Raw genomic sequence first — 13150 nt, 5'->3', positions numbered from 1 at the left:
GGGAAGGGGTTCCACGCTCTGGCATGATCGAACGCCTATGCGGCAGGCCGACACGGGGGCGGGTGCATGACTGTACGGGAACGGACAGGGGCGGAGAACGGAACCGGGTCCGGGAGGCGGCGGCCGGTGGTGGCCGTGCTCATGGCCGGGGCGCTGGGCCTGTCGCTCTCGGGTTGCGCCGGTTTTCTCGTGCCGGCGGGCGAGGGCGAGCCGGAGCCGACACCGAGCTGGTCGTACAGGGTGCACGCCGACAAGCTGCCGTCACCGTTTCCGAGCGTCCCCGCAGCGCTTCCCGACCGGCCGCCGACTCCGTCGGCGCAGGGGCCCGGCCCCACACCCACCGGGAGCCCCGACCGGGCCGACTGCCCGTCCTCCGGCGTCGTCGTCGGCATGGGCGAGATCGAGGCCGCGCTGGGCCACCGGGCCGTCGGTCTCACCCTCACCAACTGCGGCAGCAAGCCGTACCGCGTCGACGGCTATCCGTCGGTCCGGGCACTGGACGAGGCCGGTGATCCGCTGCCGGTCCCGGTGAATCCGGGCTCCTCGTACATGGGGACCGACCGGGGCCCGAAGGAGGTCATGCTGAAGCCGGGGGAGACGGTGCGGTCGCTTCTCGCGTGGGTCTCCACCGCGACCGGAGGGGATCTCATCGAGGGCGACGCGCTGGAGATCGCACCGGCCCCCGGACTGGAGGCGCGCACCTTCCCGCTGGAGGGCAGCGACGTACGGCTGCTCGACGAGCTGAACATGACCGCCTGGCGGACCGATTCCTCGCAGTAGTACCGCGGCGGCCCCGGACCGGAGGACGAGCTCGGCGGGCAGGCCGGCGCGGGTGGTGGGGTCAGCGGCGCGCCATGTAGAGGGAGAAGGCCTTGTGGAGCACCCTGTTGATCGGGTATTCCCACTCGCCGAGGTACTCGGCGGCCCGGCCGCCGGTGCCGACCTTGAAGCGCAGCAGCCCCAGGAGATGGTTGCTCTCGTCCAGGGTGTCGGTGATGCCGCGCAGGTCGTAGACGGCCGCGCCCCTCTCGTGCGCGTCGCTCATCATGCGCCACTGGACGGCGTTGCTGGGCTGGACCTCGCGCTTGCGGCCGGTCGAGGCGCCGTAGGAGTACCAGACGTGGTTCCCCACGGTCAGCATCGTCGCCGCGGAGAGCGTTTCGCCGTCGTGGTGGGCCAGATAGAGCCGCATCCGGTCGGGGTCCTCGGCCCGCAGCACGGTCCACATGCGCTGGAAGTAGCCGAGCGGGCGAGGGATGAAGCGGTCGCGCTCGGCCGTCTCGCGGTACAGCTCGTAGAAGGCCGGGAGGTCCTCGTAGTCGCCCTCGACGACCTTGACGCCCGACTTCTCCGCCTTCTTGATGTTGCGCCGCCACTGCTGGTTCAGGTTGCCCAGGATCTCCTCCAGCGACCGCCCGGCGAACGGCACCTGGAAGACGTACCGGGGCTGTCCGGCGCTGAAGCCGTCCTCGCCGTCCTCCTCGCCCTGCTGCCAGCCCAGTGCGCGCAGCTGTTCCACCAGCGCGGCGGCCTGCGGCTCTTCCGTGTCCGGCGCCACGTCGCGCAGCCGTCCGGCGGCCGGGTCCGCGATGGCGTCCTTGACCGTCTGGGCGTCCCAGCGGCGGGCGACCACCGGCGGGCCCATGCGCACCGAGAACGCGCCCTGCGCCTTCAGATGGGCCAGCATCGGCGCCAGCCACCGCCCCAGACCGGCGTCGTGCCAGTCGATGACGGGGCCCTCCGGCAGATACGCCAGATAGCGTTTCACCCGGGGGATCGGCCGGTAGAGGACGAGCCCGGCTCCGACGATCCGGTCCCGGCCGGTGGCGTCGCGGTCGAACCAGCCGATGCTCTCCGCTCGCCAGTCGGGCTTCACATCGCCCCACGACGGAACCTGCATATGGCTCACGGCGGGCCGGCTCGCGACGAACGCCAGATGCTCCTCGCGGGTGATCGCCCTGAGACGCGGTTCCATGCGGTACTCCGTTCGTTGTCCCGTCGGTGTGCCTGACGGCGTCACCGGAAGAGTGGTGTTGACCTCAAGCGCACTTGACCTACCAGTGTGGTCGGCAGCGGCGCACCACGCGGGTGCACCGGTCAGGAGGACCCGTCATGAGCGTGCGATTCGAATCCCGTCCCGATCTTGCCCGTAACGACGTCGGACCGGTCAAGGCGAGCACCTGGGATGTCGGCACCCCCGAGCGGCAGCGGCGGACGGTCGAGGCCGTCCGTACCGCGTGGGAAGGCCGGGAGTGGCCGCATCCGGGGCTGCTCTCGTACACCGTCCATGCCGGTGAGGACGGGAAGACCTTGTTCCACTACAGCCAGTGGAGTGGTGAGCAGGCGTACCAGGAGTTCTTCGGGCACGGCCGGGACGAGCGGAACGCGGACATCGACGCCGCCGTGCCGGGCATCCGGCGGCTCGGGCTGCACACCTTCGAGATGTACCGCTCCGTGCCGCCGGCGGAGGGAGACGGGCGGGAACCGGGGTGCGTCGTGATCGTCGACGTCGAGTTCGAGGGGCCGGACAAGGCGCGGCAGCGGGACTGGGTGGACACCGTGTTCGAGGCGCTGGGGACCGATCCGGCGCCCGCACCCGGCGGCCTCTCCGGGCACTTCCACGTCAGCACCGACGGAACGCGCGTACTCAATTACGCCGAATGGGAGAGCGCGCGGGCCCATGTCGAGGCGCTGGCCGCGCCCGGTGACGGGATCGGGTCGAGGACGCCGCAGTGGGAGCGGGTGCAGTCGTACCCGGGGATGAGCGGCGGCGGCGTGCACCGGTACACGCCCGCGCTCAGCATGCGGCCGAGCGCGGGCGTGTAGGGGCGCGACGGGCTACGGACGGAAGCGCAGCACCTGCGGGTCGTGGTCGCTGTTCTGCGCGGCGAACTCCGCGTTGATGTGGACGCTGTCGTAGTGGAAGCCGTGGATCGACGGGCTGGTCAGGATCTGGTCGAGCACCTGGGTGTTGCCCTGGTACACGTACGAGTAACGCTCCGAGCGCGGCAGGGACTTGATCGCCGGATACAGCACGCCACCGGCCGCCAGCGCCTCGGTCGTGCCGGAGAACTCGAAGTCGTTGATGTCGCCGACGACCAGGACGTCCGCGTTCTTCTGGACGCTCAGCAGCTTCTTGACGAAGGTGTTGACCGCCTTGCCCTGCGCGTGCCGCTGGACCTCCGACGAGCGGGTGGGCGGCTGGTGCTGCGAGACGATGGACTCGTCGCCGCCCTTGGACGCGAAGTGGTTGGCGACGACGAAGACCGTACGGCCGCGGAAGGTGAACTCTCCGGCGAGCGGCTTGCGGCTGTTCGTCCACGCCGGGTTCGCCGGGTCGATCCGGCCGGGGGAGTGGGTCAGGGCCGCCCCGCCCCCCGCCCGTACGACATCGGTCGCGGTCGTCGCGTCGCCGCCCGCGCGGTCGGTGAACGACACCCGCTCCGGGTTGAAGAGGAACACCTGGCGGATGTTGCCGCCGGGCTCGCCGCCGTCCTTCTTGTTCTCCGGATCGATGGAACGCCACTGGTACGCCGGGCCGCCCGCGGCCACGATCGCGTCGGTGAACATCGTGACCGTCCGGTCGGCGGAGACCGTGCCGTCGTCCGTCGCGCCGTTGTCGTCCTGGATCTCCTCCAGCGCCACGATGTCGGGCGAGGCGAGGTTGTCGACCACCGCGGCGGCGAGCGCGTCGAACTTCTCCTGCGGGTCGCCGGGGTCGAGGTTCTCGACGTTGTACGTCGCCACCGCCAGCTCGTTGTCGTGCTGCTTGCCGGTCGTCTCCCGGCGCAGCCCGTCGGCGGTGACCTTGCCCAGGGTGCGGGCGGTCAGCGTGTAGCCGCCGTACTGGTTGAAGTCGAGCGGGCCCTCGGTCGTACCGGACAGCACATCGCCGACATCGGCGGCCGGGAAGGGCTGCTCGGTGAGCGGCACCAGCGACTGGATCTGGAGCCGGCCGGTGTTCTGCGCGGTGTACGAGCCGTAGACCGTGCCGCCGCGGTTGTTGGCGTTCTCGTGCGGCTTCACCGTCACCCACAGCTCGGCGTGCGGGTCGGTGGCGCCGATCACCCGCGAGGAGCCGATGCGGATGTTCATGCCCTCCAGGGACTCGTAGTAGTCCAGGGCGTAGCGGGACGGGGCGAGGGGGAGCGCGTCGATCGAGCCGCCCGCCGCAGGGTCGCCCGCCGGGGTGTACCGGGCGGGGACCGAGCGCTCCGAGACCGTCACCGGCGCGGGCAGGGCGTTGCCCGAGGAGACCACGGCGATGGTGGGCCTGGTGATCTGGGTGAGCGACTGGTTGCCGGAGGAGGCGCCGCCCGCGACGAACTCGGCGACCGTGCCCGAGACCGTGACCGCGTCACCGACCGCGACGGTCGGCGCGGAGCCGGTGTAGACGAAGACGCCCTCGCTGGTGGCGGGGTCGGCGTCGGGGTTCGGGTCCTGGAACCAGAAGCCCTTCGAGCCGTACGTCCGCACACCCGTGACGATGCCCGCGACCCCGCCGACCTGTTGGCCGACGAGCGGGGATATCCGGGTGGTGCCCTGGATGTCGTGGATCCGGACCTGGCCGCCGGCGGCCGGGGAGGAGGCGGCCGGGGAGGAGGCGGACGCGGAAGTGGTCGCTGCGCCGGTGAGCAGGCCCGCGGCGAGCGCGGCGGCGACTACGGCGGATACGGCGGTTGTTCTGGACGATGCGGCGGGCATCAAGAGCTCCGGAGTATCGAGGGGGACGATGGGGTCTACGCGCGTAAATCTCTTGTGTGGGCGCATCCGTTGTCAAGAACCTCCGGGTGGACGGAAGCCGTCCGCTTCATGAACCAGGTGGCATGGGGCGAAATGCGTCTACGCTTGGGCCGCCCGATCCCGTACGCGCCCCGTACGCCCCGTACGTCCCGAGGAGAACCACCTGATGTCCGCAGAGCGCCCCACCCTGCCGCCCGTAAGGCTGCGCACCGAGGCCGAGCTGGCACGGGACGCGCTCGCCGCGCCGCTGCTCGCCCGCGCCGTCCGGCTCGCCCGCTGGGCGGGCCCGGAGACCCGGGTCGGCGCCGGTGGCGAGCTCGTCGAAGCGCAGTTGCCCGCGGCGGCCGAGCACCTCGGCCGCACGGCGGACGAGGACGGCGCGGCGGAGGCCAGCGAGGCGTGGCGGCTCGCGGTCGACACGGGACTGGTCGACGTCGAGGACCCGGAGGAGACCGACGGGGAGGACGCGGAGGGGACCGCCGCCGCCGGTGAGAACCTGGCGCTGATCACCGGAGGTTCGCCGCAGGAGGTCCTGTCGATCTGGCTCGACGGACTGGAGGCCGTCCACGCCGATGCCACCGCGCCCTTCTTCGAGGACTTCGCCGACCTCGTCGGCGAGGACGGCACGGTGGACTTCGATTCCCTGGACTGGGATCCGGAGGCCGAGGCGGAATTCCTCGACGGGGTCCTCGGCAATCTGTACCTGCTCACCGTCGGCGACGGCGGCGCGGACGCGGCGCCCGTACCGCTGCCCGCGCTCGCCGCGTCGATGCTGGTGCCGGAGGACATGGGCGAGCCCACCGACGACATCCTTGAGCAGGTGTCCGAGGCGATGATGCGCCTCGACGACCAGTTCCGGGTCCTCGAACCCATGGGGATCGTCGAATACCGCCCGGTGGACGAGGCGTTGCTGGCCGAGGAGGGCGAGGACACCGCCGTCGTGGACGACGACGAGGACGTCACCCGGTACGGAATGGTGAAGCTGACCCCCCTCGGCCTGTACGGCATCCGGGCCCGGATGCTGGAGGCCGGGGTGGACGCCCCGGCGATCGGCGACCTCGCGGACAAGGGGGCCGACGCGCTCCTCGGCGGCATCGCGTACTACCCCGAGGCGGCGGCGCGCGGCGAGATCGAGCTGTGGCTCACCCGGCGCGGTGCGGACGGCGCCGCGGCCGAACTCCTGGCGGCGGCCCGCGGAACGGACCGGCAGGCGCCGCTGCGGCGGCTCAACTGCCAGCAGGCGCTCGCCCTGGTCGGCGCGGAGGCGGAGCCCGCGGTACGCGCGGTGCTGGACGACGCCGAGCTGGGCGGCCTCGCCCGGGTCTGGCTCGCGGAGCTGGGCGCGGCGGACGTACCCGCGCCGCCCGAGTCGATGATCTTCTGGCTCGCCATCGACACGATCGCGGCCCAGCTGGAGGCCGAGGGCGACCTGGACGAGCTCCAGGGCCTGGTCGAGGGCCTGGCGGGTCAGCACAGCGGTTTCTTCGGCGAGGCGTGGCGGGTGGAGCACCCGGCGACGGCGGACGTCCTCGAAGCGATGGGGCGGCTGCACAGCGACAAGAAGCAGGCCAAGGAGGCCCGCAAGGCGGCGTTCAAGGCACGGTCGCGGGCCTGAGGCACGCGAGCGGGCGTGGCGACGGCCGGCTCCGGACAGCCGCGTACGGGCAGCTGTACGCGGCCGGCTGCAGCTGCCCGTCCGCATCCGGCCGTCTGTACCGCATACGGCACCGCATCCGGCCGGCGGTGCTGTATGCGGCCAACTGCACAGGAAGGATGCCCCTCGACGTCGTCCGCAGTTCAACTGGTGTTCGGGCAGGGGCGCGACTGTGGGCGCGCCAACAACCCGCTCAGTTGCTCCAGGAGTACGTGATGCCCTTCACGCGCAGGGAATTCACCAAACAGTCCGCCCTCACCGGTGCCGGCATCGCCCTGACCGGTACCGTCGCCGCGCTGGCCACCGCGCCCGGCGCCCTGGCCGCGGAGGACGCGAAGCACAGCGACAACGAGCACGGGAACGGCCACGGAAACCACGGCGAGCCGGGCTACGGGCCGCTGATCGCCGACCCCCAGGGCCTCCTCGCGCTGCCCGCCGGCTTCGAGTACAAGGTCATCACCCACAGCGGTGTCACCAAGCTGGAGACCGGCGAGTACACCCCCTCCAACCACGACGGCACGGCCACCTTCGAGGGCCCCCGCGGCGTCACCCTGCTCGTCAACAACCACGAGCTGAGCGGCACCCGCGCAGGCTGGGAGCACCCGGTACCGCTCGCCGAGGGCCTCGTCTACGACCCCATCGCGGCCGGTGGCTGCACCGTGGTGGAGACCCGCCGCGACGGCCGTACCGCCGAGTGGGTCGGCATCGCCGGTACGTCCACCAACTGCGCCGGTGGCGCCACCCCGTGGGGCACGTGGCTCACCTGCGAGGAGACCGAGGACAAGGCCGGCAAGAACGGCCTGCTCAAGGACCACGGTTACGTCTTCGAGGTCGACCCGTACGACAAGCGCGCCAACCGCGACCCGCGCCCCATCAAGGCGTTCGGCCGGTACGCCCACGAGGCCGTCGTCATCGACCCCAAGCTCGGCCACGCCTATCTGACCGAGGACGCCGCGGGCCCCAACGGGCTCCTCTACCGCTGGGTGCCGCCGCACGGCTTCCGGCACGGCCGCGGCAAGCTGCGCACGCTCGCCGACGACGCCGGTGTCCTCCAGGCCACCAAGTGCTTCGACAGCAACGGCAAGTTCGTCGACGACCTGTCCCGCGCCACCAAGATCGGCACGGTGTACGGCGTGGACTGGGTCGACGTACCCGACCGTGACGCGAAGACCGTCTCGGTGCGCAAGCAGTTCGCGGGCGGCGAGATCACCCGCGCCCGCAAGCTCGAAGGCATGTGGTGGGGCGACGGCGGCGCGTACCTCGTCTCCTCGTTCGCCCGCGGCGAGAGCCCCGTCCAGCACGACGGCCAGGTCTGGTTCTACGACCCGAAGCGCCGCACGCTGACGCTGAAGGTGCTCCTCGGGGTGAACGCCGACCCGTCGAAGGACGGCGCCTTCGACGGCCCGGACAACATCACCGTCTCGCCGTACGGCGGTCTGGTCATCGCCGAGGACGGCAATGGCATCCAGCACCTGTTCGGGGCGACCGACAGCGGCCGCACCTACCCGATCGCGCGCAACGAGCTGAACGTCGGCAGCGAACAGGAGCCGGAGTACAGCGAGTTCACCGGTGTCACGTTCTCGCCCGACGGCAAGACGCTGTACGCCAACATCCAGACGCCGGGCATCATGCTCGCCATCACCGGTCCGTGGAAGCGTCAGCCGAACCGCCCCTGACGGCCGGTGACGCGACGGGGGTATTTCCCTCGCGCTCAGTGGAGTTCCCCCTCTAGAGTCCTGTCCGTGTCCAGGTGCGCAGGCAGGACCTACTTCCAAGGAGGATGTCGCGGGTTCGAGTCCCGCCGCCCGTATGCGTACAGGCGTAGCTCAGCGGCAGAGCGCCTTCGTCGGTTCCGCCGACCCTGATCTCTGGACAGCACGCATTCATCAGCAATGACTGCATGCACCTCCCGGTGCGCAGGCTGCGGCTACTTCTTGAAACGAAAAACGCCGCCGCCGACTCTGATCTCGGGAGGCACAGACATCGGGGGGTGCCCGGTGCGCAGGTGACGGATACTTCTCGGATCCGACGGTTGCGGGTTCACGTCCCGCCCGGCCACGGCCGGTAGCTCAAAGCGGTAGAGCATCGGGCAAGCCCGTTGCCGACTCCTGACCTCGGGCACCCCTTTTCCGCTGTGCCTTCTCCCAATGAATTCGGGGGAATTCACATGGCACGCTTCAATATCCGCACCAAGCCCCGCGTCACCTCGCCCGTGACATCGACCGGACGCACCGCGCCCACCCATCAGGGCGGCCGAGGGCATCTCCGGGACAACCGCTCCGAACTCTTTCTGCTCGCCGTCGCCAATTTCGTTTCGCAGCAGACCTTTTACGAGGACGGCGAGCAGCGCGACAACCGCTTCGCCGAACTGGTGCGCGTACTCGCCGTCGGCGACCCCGAGTGGACCGCCGGCCTGCTCCACTGGCTGCGCCGCGACGGCGGGATGCGTACCGCCTCGATCGTCGGCGCCGCCGAGTACGTGAAGGCGCGGCTCGACGCGGGGGCCGACGACGGACCCTCCAACCGCCAGGTCGTCGACTCCGTCCTGCTGCGCGCCGACGAGCCCGGTGAGCTCCTCGGATACTGGACCTCGCGCTACGGACGTGCCGTGCCCAAGCCCGTCAAGCGCGGCATCGCCGATGCCGTACGCCGCCTCTACAACGGCACGTCGCTGCTGAAGTACGACACCGCGTCCAAGGGCTACCGCTTCGGCGACATCCTGAACCTGGTGCACGCCTCGCCCGACCCTCACAAGCCGTGGCAGGGCGAGCTGTTCCGGTACGCCCTCGACCGCCGTCACCACCCGGAGGCGGCCGTGGTGCCGGTCTCCGACCGCACCCTCACCGCTCACCGCGTGCTGATGGAACTTCCGGTGGGGGAGCGCCGGGCCGTGGTCGAGAGCGCGGACGGGGCGGAGCGGCTGGCGGCCGCGGGCATGACCTGGGAGGCCCTGGCGGGCTGGCTGCAGGGGCCGATGGACGCCGCGGCCTGGGAAGCGGTGATTCCGTCGATGGGCGCGATGGCGCTCGTCCGCAATCTGCGCAACTTCGACGAGGCGGGCGTCTCGGACGAGGTCGCCGCGCAGGTCGCGGCGAAGATCTGCGACCCGGACGTGGTCGCCGCGTCGCGGCAGTTCCCGTTCCGCTACCTCGCGGCCTACCAGCACGCGCCCTCGCTGCGCTGGGCCCACCCGCTGGAGAAGGCGCTCGGCCACTCCCTGAGCAATGTGCCCGCGCTGCCGGGACGGACGCTGATCCTGGTCGACCGCTCGGGCTCGATGTGGTCGCCGCTGTCGGACCGCTCGCAGCTCAACCGGGCCGACGCCGCCGCGATCTTCGGCACGGCGCTGGCGCTGCGGGCCGCCGCCGCCGATCTGGTGCAGTTCGGTACGAACAGCGCACCGGTGAGGTATCGCCGGCGCGAGTCCGTGCTGAAGGTCCTGGAGCGCTTCGGTGACCTCGGCGGCACCAACACCGCCGAGGCGGTGCGCCGCCACTACAAGAGGCATGACCGGGTACTGATCGTCACCGACGAGCAGGCATCGTTCTCGTACGCCGCGGACGCCACCGGGAGCGTGCCGTCCGGGGTGCCCGTCTACACCTGGAACCTGGCCGGATACCGGGTCGGGCACGCCGAGTCGGGAGGTGGGAACCGCCACACCTTCGGGGGTCTTTCGGACGCGGCGTTCCGCATGGTGCCGTTGCTGGAAGCGGGCCGGGACGCGGACTGGCCCTGGAATCGCTGATTACGAATCCGGCATCAGTGGGCCCCCAGGAGTGGACGGGCATGGCGTCGGGCGTTCCCAGGGCGCATACTCAAGGTAATGAAACAGTCAGCCGGATCCCGGCGCTACCTGCCTTCCAGTCCCTTCAACCGCCCGGCCCAGGCGGCCCCACCGGTCGAATTGTTCGATGTGGGCGACAGGGTGTCGCACGACCAGTTCGGACTCGGTCGCGTCCTTGCTGTCGAGGGCGACAACGACGCAGTACTCATCGACTTCTCGGGGCGGCAGGGGAGGATCCTGAGCCCGTACTCCAAGCTGACCAAGCTCTGAGAGAGCCGGCGAGCACGCGCAGCGTCTGCGGTTCCGTCACGCTCTCCGGCTTCAGGGGCACCTGGCACTCGCAGGTGCCCCTGAAGTCGTACCGGAGGCACTATCCGCAAGCCCTTGCGGCGTTACAGCGCCTGGGCGGCGGGCTTCACCATGCCGCGGACGGTGCGTGACTTCACGAAGTCGCCCAGGGCCGTCATCTCCCACTCGCCGGAGAACTGCTTGATCAGCTTGGCCATCATCACGCCGGTCTGCGGCTCGGCGCCGGTCAGGTCGAAGCGGACCAGCTCCTCACCGGTGGTGGCGTCGATCAGCCGGCAGTAGGCCTTGGCGACCTCGGTGAACTTCTGGCCGGTGAACGAGTTGACCGTGAAGACCAGGCCGGTCGCCTCCGCCGGGATCCGGCCCAGGTCGACGACGATCACCTCGTCGTCCCCCGCGCCCTCGCCCGTGAGGTTGTCGCCGGAGTGCTTGATCGCGCCGTTCAGGATGGAGAGCTTGCCGAAGTAGCAGCTGTCCAGGTGGTTCCGGTTGGGGCCGTAGGCGATCACCGAGGCGTCGAGGTCGATGTCCTTGCCGCGGAACGCGGGCTCCCAGCCGAGGCCCATCTTGACCTGGGAGAGCAGCGGCCGGCCGGCCTTGACCAGGGAGACCGTCTGGTTCTTCTGGAGGCTGACCCGGCCCTTGTCGAGGTTGATCTTGCCGGAGGCGGCGGGCGCGGGCGCGGCGGCGGGCGGGGTGGCGGGGGCCGCGGGCGCGGCGGTCCGCGGGTCCACGGGCGGGGCGGCGGGCATCGGGGGCACGACGGGCGCGGGCGCGGCAGCGGGCTCCTCCTCGACCGAGACACCGAAGTCCGTGGCGATTCCGGCCAGCCCGTTCGCATAGCCCTGGCCGACCGCGCGGGCCTTCCAGGCGCCGTTGCGGAGGTAGACCTCGATGACCACGAGCGCCGTCTCGGCGCCCAGCTGGGGCGGCGTGAACGTGGCGAGCACACTGCTGTCGTCAGCGTTGCGCACGGTCGCGGTGGGTTCGATGCCCTGGAAGGTCTGGCCCGCCGCGTCCGGGCTCGCCGTGACGACGATCTTCTCGATGCCGGGCGGGACCGCGGTGGTGTCCACCACGATCGCGTCCGGCGCGGTGCCGCCGCCGGAGCGGTACGTCACGCCGGGGCCGGTGGGCTGGTTGTAGAAGATGAAGTCGTCGTCGGAGCGCACTTTGCCGTCGGCGGTGAGCAGCAGGCCCGAAACGTCGAGCCGCACCGGGGCGGAGACGTCCACTGCCACGCGGGCGGCGGAGAGAGGGATGTTCGAGCCGGGGGTCATAGCGGTCATGCCCGGGGTAACGAACGACCCGGCTTTGCCGTTCCCTTACCTTCGCGGACCTTCGCGGACCTTCGCGGACCTTGGCGGACCTTGGCGGACCTTGGCGGACCTTGGCGGACCTTCGCGGATCTTGGCGGGCGTTCAGCCGTACGGAGCAGGAGCCCCTCCGTCAGCGATGGCGGGGGTGGCCGCAGGCCGTGCGCTCGTTGCCGTGCTTGTACGCCCCGGTCCATCGGGCCATCACGAGTTGTGCGTCCCCGGACTCCACCTCGGCCAGGAACTTCTCCGCCCGGCCGCCGCGCAGCGTGCCCGCGGGGCGGCCGTGGTGGGTGATGGTGACGGTCGCGTCGCCGTGCTGTTCGTACAGGAATCCGGAGGGTCTCGGCATGGCTCCGCATCCTGCCGTGCGCCGGGGTGCGCTGTCGCGAGTATTTCCGCGGACCGAAGCCGCGGGTTCAGCGCGGCCAGATCGGCGGGTTGGTGCAGAAGTGGCCGCCGAGGTGGGCGTGGTCGGGGTTGTCCGGGTTCAGCTCGCCCTGTTCGGCGAGGAGCTTGGCCGCGTACGGCTCCGAGTCGTCCCTGGGCTCGTATCCGAGCGAGCGTGCCGTCGTCAGGTCCCACCACAGCCGGGTGTTGTCGGACGAGCCGTGGACGACGGTGTGCCGCACGTCCTCGGCGGTGAGCGCGGCGTGGAAGAGCCGGGCGCCGTCCTCGGGGCTCATCCAGACCGAGAGCATCCGTACGGATGTCGGCTCCGGGAAGCAGGAGCCGATGCGTACGGAGACGGTCTCCATGCCGTGCCGGTCCCAGTACAGCTGGGCGAGGTCCTCGCCGAAGGACTTGGACAGTCCGTAGAAGGTGTCGGGGCGGCGCGGGGCGTCGATCGGGATCAGCGGATCGCCGGGGAGCGGGCGGGGGGTGTATCCGATGACGTGGTTGGAGGAGGCGAACACGATGCGCCGGACGCCCTCTTCGCGCGCGGCCTCGTAGAGGTTGTACGTCCCCTGGATGTTCGCCTTCAGAATTTTGTCGAAAGAGGCTTCCAGGGAGATGCCCGCGAGGTGGATGATCGCGTCGACGCCCCGCACGGCCTCGCGCAGCGCCTCCTCGTCACCGAGGCCGGCCGTGATCGCGTCCGGCTCGCCCTCGACCGGGGCGACGTCGAAGAGGCGGAGCTCGTAGCCGTACGCGGACAGAAGTCCGCGCATCAGGGTGCCGAGACCGCCGGCGGCGCCGGTGAGCAGGACGGTGCGGGGAGCGGGCATACGCGGATCTCCTCGGTACATAGGTGCACACGACATAGGTGCACGCGCGCGATGTGCGCGCGCTGCACGGGCCCTGCGGCTCTTGCGGCGCGTACACACGGGGCGCCAAATCCAT

General features: G+C 70.8%; 11 protein-coding genes. 6 read left to right on the top strand and 5 right to left on the bottom strand.

Annotated elements, in window-relative coordinates; genetic code table 11:
- Positions 1-135 precede the first annotated feature (135 nt).
- The gene (locus ACFVV1_RS17200) at positions 136-780 is read left to right on the top strand and encodes a DUF4232 domain-containing protein (RefSeq protein WP_389990178.1); all 645 of its coding nucleotides are present in this window, start codon (positions 136-138) and stop codon (positions 778-780) included.
- A 61-nt stretch (positions 781-841) separates the two neighbouring features.
- Here ACFVV1_RS17200 and ACFVV1_RS17195 read toward each other — a convergent pair whose 3' ends face one another.
- The gene (locus ACFVV1_RS17195) at positions 842-1975 is read right to left on the bottom strand and encodes a lipid II:glycine glycyltransferase FemX (protein WP_389990022.1); all 1134 of its coding nucleotides are present in this window, start codon (positions 1973-1975) and stop codon (positions 842-844) included.
- A 137-nt stretch (positions 1976-2112) separates the two neighbouring features.
- On the opposite strand from ACFVV1_RS17195, the gene ACFVV1_RS17190 reads away from it, so the two are divergent.
- Complete coding sequence (locus ACFVV1_RS17190; RefSeq protein WP_389990021.1) at positions 2113-2826, top strand: antibiotic biosynthesis monooxygenase; 714 nt, start codon at positions 2113-2115, stop codon at positions 2824-2826.
- 12 nt (positions 2827-2838) lie between these two features.
- Here ACFVV1_RS17190 and ACFVV1_RS17185 read toward each other — a convergent pair whose 3' ends face one another.
- Complete coding sequence (locus ACFVV1_RS17185; RefSeq protein ID WP_389990020.1) at positions 2839-4704, bottom strand: endonuclease/exonuclease/phosphatase family protein; 1866 nt, start codon at positions 4702-4704, stop codon at positions 2839-2841.
- 205 nt (positions 4705-4909) lie between these two features.
- On the opposite strand from ACFVV1_RS17185, the gene ACFVV1_RS17180 reads away from it, so the two are divergent.
- The 4 genes from ACFVV1_RS17180 (at position 4910) to ACFVV1_RS17165 (ending at position 10451) form a co-directional block, all read left to right on the top strand.
- Positions 4910-6358: a hypothetical protein gene (locus ACFVV1_RS17180; RefSeq protein ID WP_389990019.1), complete on the top strand. Its 1449-nt coding sequence runs from the start codon at positions 4910-4912 to the stop codon at positions 6356-6358.
- Positions 6359-6612: 254 nt separating this feature from the next.
- Positions 6613-8073: an alkaline phosphatase PhoX gene (locus ACFVV1_RS17175; protein WP_389990018.1), complete on the top strand. Its 1461-nt coding sequence runs from the start codon at positions 6613-6615 to the stop codon at positions 8071-8073.
- A 491-nt stretch (positions 8074-8564) separates the two neighbouring features.
- Positions 8565-10142, top strand: coding sequence for a TROVE domain-containing protein (locus ACFVV1_RS17170; protein ID WP_389990017.1), 1578 nt, complete (start codon positions 8565-8567; stop codon positions 10140-10142).
- A 78-nt stretch (positions 10143-10220) separates the two neighbouring features.
- Positions 10221-10451, top strand: coding sequence for a hypothetical protein (locus ACFVV1_RS17165; RefSeq protein WP_037691698.1), 231 nt, complete (start codon positions 10221-10223; stop codon positions 10449-10451).
- 122 nt (positions 10452-10573) lie between these two features.
- On the opposite strand, the gene ACFVV1_RS17160 is transcribed toward ACFVV1_RS17165, so the two are convergent.
- The 3 genes from ACFVV1_RS17160 to ACFVV1_RS17150 all read right to left on the bottom strand — a co-directional run bounded on the left by ACFVV1_RS17160 (position 10574) and on the right by ACFVV1_RS17150 (position 13035).
- Positions 10574-11779, bottom strand: coding sequence for a TerD family protein (locus tag ACFVV1_RS17160; RefSeq protein ID WP_389990016.1), 1206 nt, complete (start codon positions 11777-11779; stop codon positions 10574-10576).
- A 160-nt stretch (positions 11780-11939) separates the two neighbouring features.
- Complete coding sequence (locus tag ACFVV1_RS17155) at positions 11940-12158, bottom strand: hypothetical protein (protein WP_389990015.1); 219 nt, start codon at positions 12156-12158, stop codon at positions 11940-11942.
- Positions 12159-12225: 67 nt separating this feature from the next.
- On the bottom strand, positions 12226-13035 hold the full coding sequence (locus ACFVV1_RS17150) for an NAD-dependent epimerase/dehydratase family protein (protein WP_389990014.1): 810 nt from the start codon (positions 13033-13035) through the stop codon (positions 12226-12228).
- Positions 13036-13150 lie beyond the last annotated feature (115 nt).

Origin of the sequence: Streptomyces sp. NPDC058092, from assembly GCF_042884935.1 — a bacterium.
GTDB lineage: Bacteria > Actinomycetota > Actinomycetes > Streptomycetales > Streptomycetaceae > Streptomyces.
The sequence above is the reverse complement of the archived record's forward strand: the minus strand, read 5'-3'. Positions and strand labels throughout refer to the sequence as shown.

Bases quoted from the DNA above. Each gene is read 5' to 3' on its own strand.
- ACFVV1_RS17160 (WP_389990016.1), bottom strand. From the start codon at position 11,779: ATGACCGCTATGACCCCCGGCTCGAACATCCCTCTCTCCGCCGCCCGC.
- ACFVV1_RS17150 (WP_389990014.1), bottom strand. From the start codon at position 13,035: ATGCCCGCTCCCCGCACCGTCCTGCTCACCGGCGCCGCCGGCGGTCTC.
- ACFVV1_RS17165 (WP_037691698.1), top strand. From the start codon at position 10,221: ATGAAACAGTCAGCCGGATCCCGGCGCTACCTGCCTTCCAGTCCCTTC.
- ACFVV1_RS17180 (WP_389990019.1), top strand. From the start codon at position 4,910: ATGTCCGCAGAGCGCCCCACCCTGCCGCCCGTAAGGCTGCGCACCGAG.
- ACFVV1_RS17175 (WP_389990018.1), top strand. From the start codon at position 6,613: ATGCCCTTCACGCGCAGGGAATTCACCAAACAGTCCGCCCTCACCGGT.
- ACFVV1_RS17195 (WP_389990022.1), bottom strand. From the start codon at position 1,975: ATGGAACCGCGTCTCAGGGCGATCACCCGCGAGGAGCATCTGGCGTTC.
- ACFVV1_RS17190 (WP_389990021.1), top strand. From the start codon at position 2,113: ATGAGCGTGCGATTCGAATCCCGTCCCGATCTTGCCCGTAACGACGTC.
- ACFVV1_RS17170 (WP_389990017.1), top strand. From the start codon at position 8,565: ATGGCACGCTTCAATATCCGCACCAAGCCCCGCGTCACCTCGCCCGTG.
- ACFVV1_RS17185 (WP_389990020.1), bottom strand. From the start codon at position 4,704: ATGCCCGCCGCATCGTCCAGAACAACCGCCGTATCCGCCGTAGTCGCC.
- ACFVV1_RS17155 (WP_389990015.1), bottom strand. From the start codon at position 12,158: ATGCCGAGACCCTCCGGATTCCTGTACGAACAGCACGGCGACGCGACC.